Source organism: Mycobacterium sp. NGS35, assembly GCF_059812855.1.
Genome location: NZ_JCALDL010000001.1, coordinates 41,133 through 56,012, shown reverse-complemented (window position 1 = coordinate 56,012; position 14,880 = coordinate 41,133). Strand labels below are relative to the sequence as shown.

Here is a 14,880-nt window from a genome sequence, read left to right as displayed (position 1 = left end):
GTCACAGCAGCCGGTCACCGGCCCGCAACAGCGCGCTCGGCAACTCATGGCCGACCACACGTGAAGCGACGCGCGCCGCGGCGATCGCGGCCAGGAGGTCGACGTCCACGGAAATTCCGCTGTCGCGCAACAAGTACACAAGGTCCTCGGTGGCGATGTTGCCGCTGGCGCCCGGCGCGAACGGGCATCCGCCCAGCCCGCCGACCGAGGCGTCGAGACGAGTGACACCGGCTTGCACCGCCGCGTATGCGCTGGCGAGCCCCGCGCCGCGGGTGTTGTGGAAGTGCGCGCCGAGCGGAATGTCGCCGAGGACGGCACGTACGTCGGCGAACAGGTCGGCGGTGCGGCGCGGCGTGGTGGTGCCGATCGTGTCGGCCAGCGCCAGGCGGTCGACTCCGTCGTCGCATGCCTTCTCGACGATGTCGAGCACGCGGCGCGGGGGAGTGGGGCCGTCGAACGGGCAGTCCCATGCGCAGGCGACGATCACTTCCACCGACGCCCCACTGTCGTGCGCGACGGAGACGATGTCGGAGATGGCGGCGGTCGCTTCGGCGCTGAGCCGGCCGACGTTGGCACGGCTGTGCCCGTCGGACGCCGACACCACGTACTCGATCGACCGAAGCCCCGCGGCCACCGCGCGTTTCGCCCCGTTCGGACTCGCCACCAGCGCGGAGAACTCGACGCCCGCCGAGTCCCGGTACCGGTCCAATTCGGCGGCCAGCTCGGCGGCGTCGGCCAGCGCCGGCACCTTCGACGGCGATACGAACGCAGTCGCCTCGACTTCCCGCACGCCGGTGGCCACCACGGCGTCGAGCAGTTCCAGCTTGGCGCTCAACGGAATCGGCTCTTCGATCTGTAGCCCGTCGCGCAGCGACACCTCGCGAATCGTGACGTGGCTGGGTAGCTCGCTCATATCACTCCCTCGGCGTGCAGCGCTTCGAGGTCGTCGGCGGTCTTGCCGAGCAGTCCGATGTAGACGTCCTCGTTGTGCTGTCCGGGACGTGCGGGCCCGGCGTTGCGGATGGTGCCCGGTGTGTCAGACAGCACGGGGACCACACCGGGGCCGAGCACCGTCCGCTCCACCCGTTCGTCCCAATGCTCGACGATCATCCCGCGGGCACGCAGCTGAGGATCCTCGACAACCTCGGCCACCGTGTTGATCGGCCCGCTGATCACTCCTGCATCTGACAGCGTCGAGATGATGTCGTCGGGCTGACGCTCGGCGGCCCATGCGGCGATGATCTTGTCCAGCTCGTCCTGATTGCGGCCACGCGCAACGTGATCGGCGAACCGGTCGTCGGTAGCCAGCTCCGGTCGGCCCATCGCTGCGCACAGCCGCCGGAACACGGTGTCCTGATTGGCTGCGATCACCACCCAGCTGCCGTCGGCCGTGCGGTAGATGTTCGACGGGGCGATGCCCTCCAACCGGGTGCCCGAAGGTCCGCGCACTATCCCACCGACGTCGTAGTCGGGAATGGTGGATTCCTGTATCGCCAAACAGGATTCGGTCAGCGCCGCGTCGACGACCTGTCCCTCACCGGTGACGGTTCGCCGGTACAGCGCCGCGAGGGCGCCTTGCACGGCGAACATGCCGGCCAAGCTGTCACCCAACGACAGCGCGAGCCGCGGCGGCGGGCCGCCGGGGAATCCGTTCATGTACCGCAGCCCGCTCACCGCCTCGGCGACCGACGCGTACCCGGCCTTGTGCGCCTCGGGCCCGGTCTGGCCGTAGCCGGAGACGCGCACCAGGATGATGCCTCGGTTGCGTTCGCGCAGAGCCTCATAGCCGAGCTCCCACTTCTCCAATGTGCCGGGGCGAAAGTTCTCGACGACGATGTCGGAGCGCTCGACGAGGTCGAGGAAGAGCTCCCGGCCGGCGGCGCCACGCAGGTTCAGCGTCACCGCCTTCTTGTTGCGCGCGTGCACCGTCCAGAAGAAGTGGTGCCCGTTCAACTCGGCCTGCCCCCACGTACGCAGCGGATCGGGCTGGCCCGGCGGCTCGATCTTGATCACCTCGGCGCCGAGGTCGCCAAGCAGCCGGCCGGCGAACGGGCCCGAGATCAGCGTGCCGACCTCGACCACCCGAATGCCGTCGAGCGGACCGGCGACGCTCATGCCACCTCCAGCGAGAAGCCGTGCCGAGTAAGCCAATCAGTGCAAATGCCGACGGCCTTGCGCAGCGTGTCCCGTTGGTCGGGCCCCGCGTAGTAGTGGTTGGCACCGGGAATCTCGTGCATTTCCTTATCCGGGTGGCCGATGGCTTCGAAGAGCCGGTGGGTGTGGCTGGGTGTGCAGGCATCGTCGGCGAGGTTGCCGATCACCAATGTCGGAACGGCAATGTCCGGCCCGCATTTGACGGCGTCACCGTTCGCGTCGTCATAGCTCCATTGCGACAGCCAGCTGCGCAGCGTGCAGAACCGTGCCAGCCCGACGGGGGAGTTGTTGACCCACTGCGGATCACCCAGATAACAGGTGCCTGGCGTGCGCTCGTTCGGGTCCACCGTCGGGTCCAGCCAGCGTGGGTCGGCCATGGTGCCGTGGACGACGAACGCGAACTCGTCGTCGGGCCGACCTGATGCCTTCAGCTCGGCCAGTTTCCCCTTGACCCACTTCGTGATTCGGCGATTGCGGTCGATCTGCGCCTGCCGGTACCGGGCGAGGAACTCCTGGGTGTAGGGCGGCTGATTTGGGTTGTCGGGGTGGTACAGGTCCAGTTCGGGATCGCGTTCGGTGGGGTCGGACTCGTCGAGGATCGACGCGTCGAGCCATTCGGTCAGCGTGCCGTGGCGGCTGACGTGCGCGGCCAACAACATCAACCCGTCGGCGGGAATCAACCCGAGCTTGGTCAGGTCGGGCCCGTCGCCCGAGGGGCTGGCCGTCACCGTCGGGTGCTGAGCTTGCTGCTGATAGAACACCGACAACGAGCCGCCGCCGCTCCAGCCCGCAAGGACCACCTTCGAGTAGCCGAGCCGGTTCTTGGCATCCTTGACGGCTTCGCCGAGATCCTGGACCACCTTCTCCATCAGCAGCGCGGAGTCGGTGCCCCGGAACCGGCTGTTGCAGTAGATGACGTGATGGCCCGCGCGGGCGAGCGCGTTGATCATCGGCAGGTAGGCGCCCCCGCCGATCGGATGCATGAAGACGAGCACGGTATCGGACTGCTTGGTCTTCGGCCGCAGCAGGTAGCTTTCCAGCACCACGAGCTCGGCGACGCCGCCGTAGACGTCGCGCACCCCCGAATCATTGTGATACGCAACGAGATACGGGATGCGGTCGTAGTCGTGCTTGACGGACGTGGTCACGAGTGCTGCCCGAGGTCGTGTGCGAGCACCTCGTCGGATGGCGTGAGACGCCGGCGGGTGTCGATCGCGATGACCTGCCAGTCGACGCGGTCGAAGTCGTCGAATTTGCGCCGGGCCCGCTCTCGCGCCTTCTCCGGTGCGCCGTGGTGGACGCCCTGCGGCGCGTGCGATATCAGGCCAGGCGGCATCGGGATGCCGTACAGCGCACCGCCGTGGAAGAACGCGATTTCGTCGTAGTCGACGTTGCGGTGATACCACGGCGTGCGCTCGGTGCCCGGCACGCTTTCGGCCGGCTTGGGCAGGAAGTTCATCACGTAGACGCCGGTGGCTTGCATGAACAGGTGCACGGTCGGCGGCAGGTGCACGCTGTCGGAGGTGACGACGTTGTAGTCGGCGATGTTGAACGTGAACGGAAAGTTGTCACCGCGCCACCCGACGACATCGAGCGGATTGTGTTGATAATAAAGCAAAGTCGGGCCGCCATCGTGCACGAGCCGGACTTCGTACTGGTCGCGGCCATCATCGTCGAGCGGTGCCGGGTCGGGGATGGTGACCTGTGACGGGTCGAACGGGAAGTGCCGGCCGAGGTAACCGGGCGACGGCACCCGGAACTCGTCGGTGGCCTCGATCATCAGCAGTGTCGTCTCAGCGTCGGGCACCTGACGCCACGTCGTCGCCTTCGGAAGATAGATCCAGTCGCCCTCGCGGTAGGGCATCGGGCCGAACTCTGTCTCCAGCAGCCCGGAGCCGCGGTGCACGAACGACAGAAGGTCGCCGTCGATGTGGCGGACGAAGTACGGCATCTCCTCGGTGCGACGGCTCAACGACACCCGGCAATCGGGGTTGGAGAACAGCAGCAGCGGGCCGCCGGCGGCATCAGTCGCGTCGCTGGGCTTGAGCTCTGTCGAAAGCACGTCGACCGGCCGCAACGGACCCACGCTGCGGTACGCGGTGGGGTCGTGCCGTCGGTACATGTTCGCGGTGCGGCCGGTGAACCCGCCGCGGCCCAGCTCGTCGTCCTTGAGCCCGTCGAGGTCTGCGTGCAGGCGCCGTGGCGTGGTGCCTTTGCGCAGGTGGACGAACGACTCCATCGTCGGCTCCCTCGGATCGCCGGGACCAAAACTAAAAGTGACTTTACTTTTCGTTACCGCCCGCCACAAGGTCTCGACGCATTCCGGGCGGCGTGTCGCGAAGCGCAGTGCACTGTCGGCACAGGACGGGCCATGGGAAGGTAGTCAGCAATGCAGAACTACCAGTTCATCTCTTACGAGCAGTTCGGCCGCAACTTCTTCGAAGTTGCCGTCACCGAAGAGCGCGTGGCGGCCGCCTTCGCCGCGATCGCCGGCGACCAGTTCGAGATGGGCCCGATGCGTCAGGGTCCGGGCGGGCTCGCCAAGGTCACCGCCAAGGTGACGATCAAGCAGCCCAAGGCGTACCGGGTCCTCGGCGAGACAATCACGTTCGACATCCGCATCCCGCTGGCGATCGACATGGTGATCGACCTGCGATTGGACAAGCCCAGATTCAACGTCGCCGGCGAGATCAAGTTGAGGGCCGAGGCGCGCGCGGCTGAACCGCTGCTGCTTTTCATCGACGTGGCGAAACCGCGGCCGTCCGACATCGTGGTGGATGTGGCGTCGACGTCGTTGCGCGCGGAACTACTGCGGATCGTGGCCGGGGTGGATGCCGAGATCAAGCGCTTCATCGCTCAGTATGTCCGCGACGAAATCGACAGTCCGGCGTCGGAGAAGGCCCAGGTGATCGACGTGGCCCAGCGCCTCGACGAGGCCTGGACCGGCATCTGAGGGCTGCTAGCGGGCGCGGCGAGCCAGCCGCTCGGTGTCTAGGATCAGCACGCTCTTGCCGTCCCAGCGAATCCAGCCGCGGTGCCCGAAGTCAGACAGCGCCTTGTTCACCGTTTCCCGCGAGGCACCGACGAGCTGGGCGATCTCCTCCTGGGTGAGATCGTGTTTGACGCGCAGGCCGCCGGGTTCCGAGGTGCCGAACTTCTGAGCCATCTTCAGCAGCTCTTTCGCGACGCGGCCGGGCACGTCGGTGAAGATCAGATCGGTCAGGTGATCGTTGGTGCGGCGCAGCCGCCGGGCGAGCACCTGCAACAGCCGTTCGGTGATTTCCGGCCGGTTGGCGATCCAGGCGGTCAGCGCGGCGCGGTCCATCGCCGCCAGGCACACCGTCGTGATCGCGGTCGCCGTCGCCGTGCGCGGCCCCGGATCGAATGCCGACAGCACGCCGAACATGTCTGACGGCCCCATGATCGTCAGCAACTTCTCGCGGCCGTCCGGTGAGCGCCGGCCGATCTTCACTTTGCCCGTGATGACGATGTACAGCCGATCGCCGGGATCGCCCGCCGCGTAGATGGTGTGCCCTCGCGGGAACTCCACCAGCTGCAGTTGCCGCATCAAATCGGCCGCCGCCTCCGGCGACACTCCTTGCAAGATGCCGGAGCGTGCCAACACCGCCTCGGCGAGCCCGCCGTCGCGGCCGAGACCTGACGAATGTTCGGTCATGTCCCTTGGATGATTACCCGACATGTCACGGCGGCGAGGGAAAACCCTGAGAACTGGTAGGCAGCCGTGCCGTTCACCGAGGTGTGTCTGCGACGTGACCTCGCCGCGACAGCAGCAGAGCACGCTCGTCTTCATGACGGCGCTCGAGGCGGTGTGCGCGTTGGTCGCCGCGGCGTCGATCGGTTACTACCTCGGCGGGTCGACGAGATCGGCAAAGAGGAGACGCAGACGGCGCGCCGCGCTGTGCGGGATCGCGCTGAGCGTGACGACCCTGATTGTGGCCAGACGCATTCGGCGCCGACTTCGGCGATCAATCCCCGCGATTTCCGGGTATCTACCGAAGATCAGCTTCCCGGCCATGCGAGAGATTGGACGTCAACATGAGGGCAGTCGTGCTGAATCGTCGTTTCAGCGCTACCGTCGGGGCCGCCGCGATGATCGCGCTGGCCGTCGTCGGGTCTGCGTGTAGCAGCGATTCGGGTAACGGGCCTGCGACCACCACCGGCGGGCCGACCACTACGTCGGACAGTGTCCGCAGCTCGGTCTCGGCGACTCTGAGCTCGTGGATCAGTTCGGCCAGTTCGGTGATCAGCTCGCAGGTTCACGACTCGCCGACACCGTCGCCGTAGTCCTACTTCAGCTCAGCGGACGACAGCCCGAGTAGCCGACGGGCGACTACCAGCTGCTGGATCTGCTGGGTGCCCTCGAAGATGTCGAGGATCTTCGAATCGCGGGCCCACTTCTCCAACAGCGTCTGCTCGGAATAGCCTGTGGTGCCGGCCAATTCGACGGCCTTGAGCGTGATGTCGCTGGCCACGCGTGCTGCCTTGGCCTTGCCCATCGAGGCCTCCTTGCTGTTCGGGATGTCGTTGTCGGCCTGCCACGCCGAACGCACCGTCAACAGATAGCCCGCCTCCCAGTCGGCCTCCATCCGCAAAAACTCTGCGGCAGGAGCACTTTGAGCATGTGCCGGCTTGTCGTAGGAGATCTCGATGCCGGCGTCGGTGAGGATGCGGCGCAGCTCTTCCAGTGCGGCGCGGCCGATGCCGACGGCCATCGCGGCGACCACAGGGCGCGTGTTGTCGAACGTCTCCATCACCCCGGCGAACGCCTTCTCGACGTCGATCTCGGGGCTGCCGAGCAAGTTTTCCTTGGGGATGCGGACGTTGTCGAACCGGATCACCGCGGTGTCGGAGGCCTTGATGCCCAGCTTGTCCTCGAGCCGCTCGACCGTGACGCCGGGATGGTCGCGGGGCACGATGAACGACTTGATCGCGGCGCGGCCTTTGGACTTGTCCAGCGTGGCCCACACCACGATGTGGGTGGCGCGCGAACCTGCGGTGACGAAGATCTTCTCGCCGTTGATGACGTACTCGTCGCCGTCGAGGGTGGCCGTGGTGGACACCGCGGCGGAGTCCGAGCCGAAGCCCGGCTCGGTGATCGCCATCGCCGCCCACACGCCCTTGCCGAGGCGTTCGAGCTGCTCCTTGGTTGCCACGCTGTTGATGGCTGCGTTGCCCAGGCCCTGCCGCGGCACCGACAGCATCAAAGCCACATCGCCCCAACTGATTTCCATGACGTTGAGCACGGCCGACATGTTTGCGCCGTTGTGATTCTCGTTCTTGGCCTCGTCGGCGTCCCGGAATGCTTCTGCTCCGGCGAACGCGAACGTCTTTGCCTCAGAGATGCCTTCGAAGAGGTTGGCCAGGGTGTCGAGCTCGACGGGGTATTCGTGTTCGCGAAGGTCCCACTTGCGCGAGATCGGCCGCAGCATCTCGGCGGCACCCTGGTGGGCCTTGTCCACCACCGCTTGCAGCTTGCGGGGCAGTTCCAAATTGATTGCCATGACTGGGTTTTCCGTTCGCTCAGATTAGTACGACGCCCTCGGCGACCCCGATTGCGCGGAGGTCGCGGTACCAGCGTTCGACGGGGTGTTCCTTGGTGTAGCCGTGGCCGCCCAGCAGTTGCACGCCGTCGAGCCCGATCTGCATGCCCTTGTCGGTGCCGAGCCGTTTCGCGAGTGCGGCTTCGCGGATGAACGGCAGGCCCTGTTCCGCGCGCGATGCGCCGCGCCACGTGATCAGGCGAAGGCCGTCGAGCTCGATCGCGATGTTGGCGCACATGAACGCGACGGATTGGCGGTGAGCGATCGGTTCCCCGAACGCGTGGCGCTCTTTGACGTAGGGCACGACGTAGTCGAGCACCGCATGCGCAGTGCCGACGGCCAGCGCCGCCCAGCCCAGGCGGGACAACGCGACGGCTTCGGAGTAGTCGGCGTCGGTGGCTTCGTCCTCACCGAGCCGTGCGCTCAACGGTACCGAGACATTGTCGAGCTCGACCTGGCCCAGGGCTGCCGGCCGCAGGCCCATGCTGCGGTCCGCCTTGACGGTGAGCCCCTGCGATGACGACTCGACGATGAAAAGCGCTGGCCTGCCGTGCAATTGGGCGCCGACGATGAACAGCTCCGCGTCTGCGGCAGCCGGCACAAGCGATTTGACGCCGTGCAGCCGGTAGCCGCTGGGCGTGCGAACCGCGGTGGTCTTCAGCGCCGTCGGATCGAACAACGGCTGCGGTTCGGCGATTGCCACGCATGACTGCGGCACGTTTTCTCCGGCGAATTCTTTGAGGTAGGTGGCCTGCTGGTCGGCGCTGCCCCAGTTGGTCAGCGCGGCCGCAACACCACCCGGCGCCAGGATCGGCAGGGCCAGTCCCATGTCGCCGTACGCCAGCGCCTCCGCCACAAGGGCATTGGTCACCGTCGAACGGTGTGCCGCGATGCCGTCGAAGTCCTCGGGGATGTTGATGGCCGTGATGCCCAATTCGGCTGCGCGGCTGATCAGGTCCGGCGGGTAGGTGGCCGCGTCGTCGGCCTCCCGCGCGGCGGGCCGAAGCACCTCCTCGGCGAATTCGCTGACCGTGCTGACGATCATCTTCTGGTCGTCGTCGGGCGTCAGGTCGAAGTAGTCTTTGCCGCTGGACTTCAACCGCGTAGGGCCGCTGCGCAGACCTTGCACCCGTTTGAACTGCCGGGTGCTGGCACCGGCCACCGAGAACGCCTGCTTGATGCCGTAGCGCAGCGCCCGGTTGACCGGGTCGCGCAGGTGGTAGCGGTCGAGGAACTCCTGCCCGACGATTGGCGTGACCAACGCGAGCCCGATGTCGGTCGGAGTGCGCTTGTGCCGTTGCAGGCCGACCGCGCTCTCGCGGCCGGGAACGGAATTGCGGCGCTTCTCGCGGCGCGACGATGTCCGCTTGGACGGTAGGAAATTGGTCATGTCATCAGCCTCAATCGATGGATGGCGATGCGATAACGGTATCTTACTCCGGAGTAAGATAGCGATAACCTGTTAACTAATTCACATTCGGCGAACACTTGTTCACGCTCGTCGGCACTAGCCGGATGACAGCTGAGCCAGCACGGTGTCGTGCAGCTTGCCGTTCGTCGCAACAGCACTTCCACCGTGCGGACCCGCAACCCCGTCGAGATTGGTGAATGTCCCGCCAGCCTCGCGGATGAGGATGTCGAGTGGGGCCAAATCCCACAGAGAGACTTCGGGTTCGGCCGCGATGTCGACCGCGCCTTCGGCCAACAAACAGTACGAAAAGAAATCACCGAACGCGCGCACGCGCCACACTGCGTCGGTCAGCGCAAGAAAGCGCTCGCGGCGCGCCGCCCACCCCGACAAGCTGGAGAACGACAGACTGGCAGCCGAAATCTCACCCACGGCCGACACCGCGAGCCGCCGAGGCGTGCCGCCTGCCACCGCGGCGAAGGCGCCGCGACCCGCAGAAGCCCACCACCGCCGCTGCAGCGCGGGAGCGCTGACCACGCCGACCGCTGGCACGCCGTCGTCAAGCAATGCGATCAACGTCGCCCACACCGGGACGCCCCGAACGAAGTTCTTGGTCCCGTCGATGGGATCGATCACCCACTGACGACCGACGAATTCTGTTGCGCCACCGAATTCTTCGCCAATGACAGCATCCTCGCGACGTTGCGTCGCAAGCGTCTGACGCATCGCCTCTTCCACGTTCCGATCGGCATCGGTGACCGGCGTCAGATCAGGTTTTGTCTCGACGCGCAGGTCGAGCGCACCGAACCGCGGCGTGGTCAGCGCGTCTGCTTCGTCGGCCAAGCGCAGCGCCAGCTCGAGGTCGTCCGACCGATCGCCCATGGCAGCAGTCCTACCATGAGGGCGTGTGGGAGATCTTCTGGATAATCGTGGTCCTCGGCGCGCTCGCGTTGTTGGCGGCGCCGTGGCTGCGCCGACTCAGACAGCCCGCCGACGCGGTGGATGGCACTTTGCTGATCACTGGCGTCAGCCCGCGGCCAGATGCGACGGGGGAGCAGTTCGTCACCGTCACCGGCGTGATCAACGGTCCCACAGTCAACGAGCATGTGGTGTATCAGCGTTACGCCGTCGACGTCGGCAGCTGGCCACGCGTGGGTGAACTCATCCCGGTGCTGTATTCGCCAAGAAATCCGGACAATTGGCGGGTCGCGCCGGGTGCCTGAATTTACTGCTGCGGCACCTGAATAGGGATCGGAACCGGCAGGAACGGCACATTCAGATACGTCGTCGTCATCGGATTGGTTGTCGTTGTCGTCGTGGTCGGTTCCGTCGTTGTCGTCGTCGGGGCGGCAGTCGTCGTGGTGGTCGTGGTGGTGGTGGTGGTCGTCGTGGTCGTCGTGGTGGTGGTCGTTGTTGTGGTTGGTGTGGTGGTGGCCACCGCCGTTGTGGCGGGTGGGGGCAGCACAGCGGTGACGGTCGGCGCCGGTGGCTCAGCCGGCGCCGGAGGGCCGGCGTTGACGATCGCGCTGGTGGCAGCCTCCGACGACGGCATGGGCGCAGGGGGGCTGGTCGGCGATGACGTCACCGCGGTCGGCGGACGGGGCTTGTCCTCGTGCGATGTCAGGCTGTATGCCAGCCCGCCGAGGGCGACCAACAGCACCGCGGCCGCCAGACCGACACCAGCCATCGGTCGGCGATACCAGCGAGGCGATCGTTCGAGAGGCCCTTCGGCGGGGAGGAACTCCACCGGTGGCCGCGCCTCGTCGAAGTCCCACGCCGGGTAATCGGCACCGGTGAAGGGCACCGGGTCTGGCGCGGCCGCATCGTCTTCTGACCACGCCAATGCCCGAAACGTCGCCGATCCGGCCTGCTCAGGCGGCGAAGGCGCCCATGCCGCCACAGTGGCCTCGTCTGTCGGCAGTCGCGCGCTCATCAACGCCGCCCCGGCGGCCGCGTTGAGCTCCGCGCGCGGCGTCGTCACCACTGGCCTGCGTAAGTCTTCAGAGAGGCGCAGGGTGATCGCCGGAATGCCGGCCCCGCCTCCGACCGTCGCGACCGCGGCAAGCCGTTGGGGGCCAATTCCGTTGCGCCGCAAGACCTCATGCAGTGCTGTGATAACCCCTGTCAGTGGCTGGGCGATCTGACCCTCGAGTTCAGCGCGGGTGAGCCGAATCTTGCTGCGGTGCCGCGGAAGTTCAACGCTCACCTCGGTCACCGAGTCGGCCGACAAGCGTTCTTTGGCCTGACGGCAGTTCTCACGCAGCAGCCGCAGAGGGCCGACGGCCGCGGTGGCCGCGGGATCGATTCCCTGGGTGCCCGCAATCCCCGTCAGAATGTGCGTCAGCAGCAGCTGGTCGATCTGGTCGCCGGAGAAGTCGGTGTATCGCAGCGTCTCGTCCACCGCCCCGAAGCCCGAGCCCGCGTCGGCGAGCGTGATGCTCGTCCCGCCCGCACCGAAGTCGAGCAGCGCAACCACTCCGTCGGTGGGCAGGCCGGGATCCACGGCCAACGCAGTCAGCGCGGCGGTGGCATCTGAAACAACCAGTGGCGCAAGGCCATTCGGGTTCAGCTCGCTTACGTCCGGGATCGCAGACCGCAGGGCAGACACTGCGGCGTTGCCCCACCATGCGGGCCGGGCGATCGTGACGGCGGTGGGACGTGCGCCGCCGGCTCGCACCATCGCCGCGAGCGCCTCGACTGTCAGCCGATCGGCACGGTGCGCTGTCCCGTCGGCCGCGACGAGCGGCACCGGGTCGCCGACCCGCTCCACAAATCCGGTGATCGACACTCCGCCTGACAACGTCAGTGCGGCAGGACGTAGCACAGGTGGGTTTCCGACGCGCGCCGCGACAAGGCTGGCCGTCCCGATCGACAACCCCAGGGGGTCGCTCATAGGGCATCCACCGTAGCGTCCGACGGGCCGCGTTCTCCAGTCGACACCCCGGCGCGAAACCTCAAGGGCTGATGGGAGTTTGCTGTGACAGCAGGTCAGGCCGCTGAGTCAGCCGCCGACCGGCGCACGGTGATGTCACCTGAGCCGCTGCGCACCTGCACCTCGAGTGTCTGGTCACCGGCGGCGGGCCCGTCGGACAACTGCATCTCGTTGGTGACGACGCCTGAACCGGTCGCGATGTTCAGGTGCGCCGCGGTGCCCGGCGTTACCGCGACCTCGACGTCGCCGCTGGCGGTGTGCGCGAAGATCTTGCCGCGCACCGCTGCGGTGACGCGGACCGATCCCGACGCTGTCTGCGCCTTGACGTTGCCCTCCAGCCGCCCGATGGTCAGTTTTCCGCTGGCGGCGTGGAATTTCAGATCGCCGACGCACGCGCCGATCGCTGCGTTCCCCGACGCGGTCGCTATCGCCCCGCCATGCGCAGTGTCGACGGTGACATCCCCGGATGCGCCGTCCGCCTTGAGCTTTCCGTGCACCACCGCTATTCGCACGTTGCCGCTGGCAGTCGCGAACCGGCAGTCGCCGTACTCGCCGTCGGCCTGGACATCCGCGGAGGACACCGCAATGTCGAGTCGCGACCGCGACGGCAATTCGACGTCGATGTCGACTGCTCCGGTGCGCGCACCGAACAAGCCCCATCGACCGACCGACACGGTGAGCGTGCCGTGGGAGAAGTCGACGCGAGTGCGTTCGGCAGCCCGGACGTCGGCGAGGCGCGCCGCGTCGCTCGGCCGCACCTCGACGACGGTGTCTGCGCGCTCGGTCGCTACCAGTCGAACGGCGCCGGCGGCCGTCTCGACGCGAGCGGTGATCGGTTCGGGTGTGTCATATGTCGGCATCTGTTGTCTCCCTTGGTGTTTCATCGCACCCAGCCGGTGACGACCCGGCCGGCGTACTTTGTGGACCGCTTTCCGCCGGCAGCGGCAGTCGCTGCGCGCACGAGCCAGGCGTTCAGTGAGATCCCGTCGCGACGGGCAGCCGCCTCGATGGTCGACCGCAGGCTCTCCGGAAGCCGCAGCGTCACCCGCCAAGTGCCGCCGTCATCGGCGCCGACGGGTTCGGTGTCCGGTGGGCCATCGACCGGTTCCTCGACGTCTCCGGTGAGGACGAATTCGGGGTCGCGGCCACGCAGCCGCACCTCGACGGCGCGGGGTGCGAGCTCACGCGTGATCTCGGCGGCTGCACCGGACAGTGCGTCCAAAAGCGCGAGCCTCAGCGCCGATTCCAGGGGCGCGGTGAGCCGGTCGGCTAACGCCACAGCTTCCTCGCCGCCGGCTTCGGCGGCGAGGAGCAATTCGTGCCGGACCGCATCGACATACGGTTGCAAGTCCATGGTGTCATGGTGACACCATTACGACACCATGGCAAGACACCACCGAGTTATCCATGTCCGATGCGCAGCAATTCGTCGAGGCTGGCCAGCTTCACTCGCGGCCGGCCATGCGGTTCGCCGGTGGTGCGTTCGTGGCGGTCGATCAGCTGCCAGTGCTCGTCGGTGACCAGCTTCGGCTGCCGCGACAGCAGCCACTCCAGAAGTTCGTCGGAGTAGTTGTCGTCGTGTGACGGTTCGGCCAAGTCGGCCACCAACGTGTCCACAGTGTGCTGCGAGTCGCTCTTGTTGCTACCGATCACTCCGGACGGCCCGCGCTTGATCCAGCCGACGACGTACTCGTTGCGGCTGCCCTCGATGCGCCCGTCGGTGTGGGGGATTGTGCCGGTCCGGTCGTCGAACGGCAGACCCGGCGTCGGCACGCCGCGGTATCCGACCGCGCGCACCACCAGTTGTGCAGGCAGCACTTCGCGTTCGCCGGTGTCGCGGGCCACTACGCGGCCGGTCTCGTCGGTGACCAGCTCGTTGCGGCCCACCACCACTTCCTCGACCCGGCCGTCGCCGCGAATCTCGATCGGAGAAGTGCGGAACCGGAACACGATCCGTCGGTTGCCCGGCGTGGGCCGACTCTCGGCGAACTTGCGCAACACCTTGATGTTGTTCTTGACCGTCTTGCCGGCTGCCTCGGCTTCTTCGTCGGTGATGTCGGTGACGTCGGTGGCCGGGTCGACCAGCACGTCGACTCCTTCCAAGCCCTTGAGCTCGCCGAGTTCGCGCAACTCCAAGGTCGTGAAGGTGGCCTGCAGCGGGCCCCGACGCCCGATGATCACCACTTCCTCTACCCCGCGCGGGTCGAGCAGCTTCAGCGCGTGGTCGGCGATGTCAGTGGTGCGTAGCTCGTCGGGGTCGGTGACCAGAATGCGTGCGACGTCAAGCGCGACGTTGCCGTTGCCGACGACGACGGCCCGCTCGCCCGTCAGATCCAGGGGCATCTTCTCGTAGTGCGGATGAGCGTTGTACCAGCCGACCAGCTCGGTGGCCGCGACACTTCCCGGCAGATCTTCGCCGGGGATCCGCAGCGGCTTGTCGGCCTGCGCGCCGACGGCATAGATGACCGCGTCGTAGCGCTGCGCCAGTTCAGCGGCCTGGACATGCTCGCCGACCGCGATGTTGCCGAAGAATCGGAACCGCGGGTGCGCCGCGGTCTTTTCGAACTGGGCGCTGATCGACTTGATCTTCGGATGGTCGGGCGCCACCCCCGAGCGCACCAGCCCCCACGGCGTCGGCAACATCTCGAGCATGTCGACGTGGACGTGTACCGGCTCGGGGGCGTCGGCCAGTTTCAGCAGCGACGCCGCCGCAAAGTACCCAGACGGCCCCGAGCCGACGATCGCGACATAGTAAGGACGCATCCTGGAGCCTCCCCGGTTGTCGGCCGCGCGATACGGGCTGTCGCGTGTGGCCGAGTTACGGC

General features: G+C 66.9%; 14 protein-coding genes. 2 read left to right on the top strand and 12 right to left on the bottom strand.

What is annotated here, in order from left to right; all coding sequences use genetic code 11:
• Nucleotide 1 precedes the first annotated feature (1 nt).
• The 4 genes from AC5Y4C_RS00300 to AC5Y4C_RS00285 are packed head-to-tail and all read right to left on the bottom strand — an operon-like array spanning nt 2 to nt 4,393.
• Nucleotides 2-913 carry a hydroxymethylglutaryl-CoA lyase gene (locus tag AC5Y4C_RS00300; protein ID WP_499948089.1) on the bottom strand — a complete coding sequence of 304 codons (912 nt, stop codon included), beginning with the start codon at nt 911-913 and terminating at the stop codon, nt 2-4.
• Nucleotides 910-2,115 carry a CaiB/BaiF CoA transferase family protein gene (locus AC5Y4C_RS00295; RefSeq protein WP_499907834.1) on the bottom strand — a complete coding sequence of 402 codons (1,206 nt, stop codon included), beginning with the start codon at nt 2,113-2,115 and terminating at the stop codon, nt 910-912. The genes AC5Y4C_RS00300 and AC5Y4C_RS00295 overlap by 4 nt, the downstream gene beginning before the upstream one ends.
• Nucleotides 2,112-3,302, bottom strand: a complete 1,191-nt coding sequence (locus AC5Y4C_RS00290; protein WP_499907835.1) for an alpha/beta hydrolase family protein — start codon at nt 3,300-3,302, stop codon at nt 2,112-2,114. Before AC5Y4C_RS00290 ends, AC5Y4C_RS00295 begins: the two co-directional genes overlap by 4 nt.
• The gene (locus tag AC5Y4C_RS00285; RefSeq protein ID WP_499907836.1) at nt 3,299-4,393 is read right to left on the bottom strand and encodes a homogentisate 1,2-dioxygenase; all 1,095 of its coding nucleotides are present in this window, start codon (nt 4,391-4,393) and stop codon (nt 3,299-3,301) included. Before AC5Y4C_RS00285 ends, AC5Y4C_RS00290 begins: the two co-directional genes overlap by 4 nt.
• 150 nt (nt 4,394-4,543) lie before the next feature.
• Here AC5Y4C_RS00285 and AC5Y4C_RS00280 point away from each other — a divergent pair, with 150 nt between their 5' ends.
• Nucleotides 4,544-5,107, top strand: coding sequence for a hypothetical protein (locus tag AC5Y4C_RS00280; protein ID WP_499907837.1), 564 nt, complete (start codon nt 4,544-4,546; stop codon nt 5,105-5,107).
• A 6-nt stretch (nt 5,108-5,113) separates the two neighbouring features.
• On the opposite strand, the gene AC5Y4C_RS00275 is transcribed toward AC5Y4C_RS00280, so the two are convergent.
• The 4 genes from AC5Y4C_RS00275 to hisN all read right to left on the bottom strand — a co-directional run bounded on the left by AC5Y4C_RS00275 (nt 5,114) and on the right by hisN (nt 10,005).
• Nucleotides 5,114-5,830 (bottom strand): Crp/Fnr family transcriptional regulator, encoded by a 717-nt coding sequence (locus tag AC5Y4C_RS00275; RefSeq protein ID WP_499962304.1) that lies wholly within the window; start codon nt 5,828-5,830, stop codon nt 5,114-5,116.
• A gap of 631 nt (nt 5,831-6,461) precedes the next feature.
• The gene (locus tag AC5Y4C_RS00270; protein ID WP_499962306.1) at nt 6,462-7,676 is read right to left on the bottom strand and encodes an acyl-CoA dehydrogenase family protein; all 1,215 of its coding nucleotides are present in this window, start codon (nt 7,674-7,676) and stop codon (nt 6,462-6,464) included.
• A gap of 19 nt (nt 7,677-7,695) precedes the next feature.
• The gene (locus AC5Y4C_RS00265) at nt 7,696-9,105 is read right to left on the bottom strand and encodes an acyl-CoA dehydrogenase family protein (protein WP_499962308.1); all 1,410 of its coding nucleotides are present in this window, start codon (nt 9,103-9,105) and stop codon (nt 7,696-7,698) included.
• 117 nt (nt 9,106-9,222) lie between these two features.
• Nucleotides 9,223-10,005, bottom strand: a complete 783-nt coding sequence (hisN, locus tag AC5Y4C_RS00260) for a histidinol-phosphatase (RefSeq protein ID WP_499962310.1) — start codon at nt 10,003-10,005, stop codon at nt 9,223-9,225.
• Nucleotides 10,006-10,028: 23 nt separating this feature from the next.
• On the opposite strand from hisN, the gene AC5Y4C_RS00255 reads away from it, so the two are divergent.
• Nucleotides 10,029-10,346, top strand: coding sequence for a hypothetical protein (locus AC5Y4C_RS00255; RefSeq protein WP_499907843.1), 318 nt, complete (start codon nt 10,029-10,031; stop codon nt 10,344-10,346).
• Nucleotides 10,347-10,348: 2 nt separating this feature from the next.
• Here the strand turns inward: AC5Y4C_RS00255 and AC5Y4C_RS00250 are convergent, their stop codons facing one another.
• The 4 genes from AC5Y4C_RS00250 to AC5Y4C_RS00235 all read right to left on the bottom strand — a co-directional run bounded on the left by AC5Y4C_RS00250 (nt 10,349) and on the right by AC5Y4C_RS00235 (nt 14,818).
• Nucleotides 10,349-12,016, bottom strand: coding sequence for an Hsp70 family protein (locus tag AC5Y4C_RS00250; protein ID WP_499962312.1), 1,668 nt, complete (start codon nt 12,014-12,016; stop codon nt 10,349-10,351).
• A 95-nt stretch (nt 12,017-12,111) separates the two neighbouring features.
• Entirely contained in the window at nt 12,112-12,915 is an 804-nt protein-coding gene (locus AC5Y4C_RS00245) for a DUF4097 family beta strand repeat-containing protein (RefSeq protein WP_499962314.1), read from the bottom strand.
• Between the two features lie 20 nt (nt 12,916-12,935).
• Entirely contained in the window at nt 12,936-13,409 is a 474-nt protein-coding gene (locus AC5Y4C_RS00240) for a toxin-antitoxin system HicB family antitoxin (RefSeq protein WP_499962316.1), read from the bottom strand.
• 47 nt (nt 13,410-13,456) lie between these two features.
• Nucleotides 13,457-14,818, bottom strand: coding sequence for an FAD-dependent oxidoreductase (locus AC5Y4C_RS00235; protein WP_499907847.1), 1,362 nt, complete (start codon nt 14,816-14,818; stop codon nt 13,457-13,459).
• Nucleotides 14,819-14,880: the final 62 nt, after the last annotated feature.

Coding starts and splice junctions, on each gene's coding strand:
- AC5Y4C_RS00285 (WP_499907836.1), bottom strand. CDS start 4,393: ATGGAGTCGTTCGTCCACCTGCGCAAAGGCACCACGCCACGGCGCCTG.
- AC5Y4C_RS00250 (WP_499962312.1), bottom strand. CDS start 12,016: ATGAGCGACCCCCTGGGGTTGTCGATCGGGACGGCCAGCCTTGTCGCG.
- AC5Y4C_RS00235 (WP_499907847.1), bottom strand. CDS start 14,818: ATGCGTCCTTACTATGTCGCGATCGTCGGCTCGGGGCCGTCTGGGTAC.
- AC5Y4C_RS00265 (WP_499962308.1), bottom strand. CDS start 9,105: ATGACCAATTTCCTACCGTCCAAGCGGACATCGTCGCGCCGCGAGAAG.
- AC5Y4C_RS00245 (WP_499962314.1), bottom strand. CDS start 12,915: ATGCCGACATATGACACACCCGAACCGATCACCGCTCGCGTCGAGACG.
- AC5Y4C_RS00270 (WP_499962306.1), bottom strand. CDS start 7,676: ATGGCAATCAATTTGGAACTGCCCCGCAAGCTGCAAGCGGTGGTGGAC.
- hisN (WP_499962310.1), bottom strand. CDS start 10,005: ATGGGCGATCGGTCGGACGACCTCGAGCTGGCGCTGCGCTTGGCCGAC.
- AC5Y4C_RS00240 (WP_499962316.1), bottom strand. CDS start 13,409: ATGGACTTGCAACCGTATGTCGATGCGGTCCGGCACGAATTGCTCCTC.
- AC5Y4C_RS00275 (WP_499962304.1), bottom strand. CDS start 5,830: ATGACCGAACATTCGTCAGGTCTCGGCCGCGACGGCGGGCTCGCCGAG.
- AC5Y4C_RS00295 (WP_499907834.1), bottom strand. CDS start 2,115: ATGAGCGTCGCCGGTCCGCTCGACGGCATTCGGGTGGTCGAGGTCGGC.
- AC5Y4C_RS00280 (WP_499907837.1), top strand. CDS start 4,544: ATGCAGAACTACCAGTTCATCTCTTACGAGCAGTTCGGCCGCAACTTC.
- AC5Y4C_RS00300 (WP_499948089.1), bottom strand. CDS start 913: ATGAGCGAGCTACCCAGCCACGTCACGATTCGCGAGGTGTCGCTGCGC.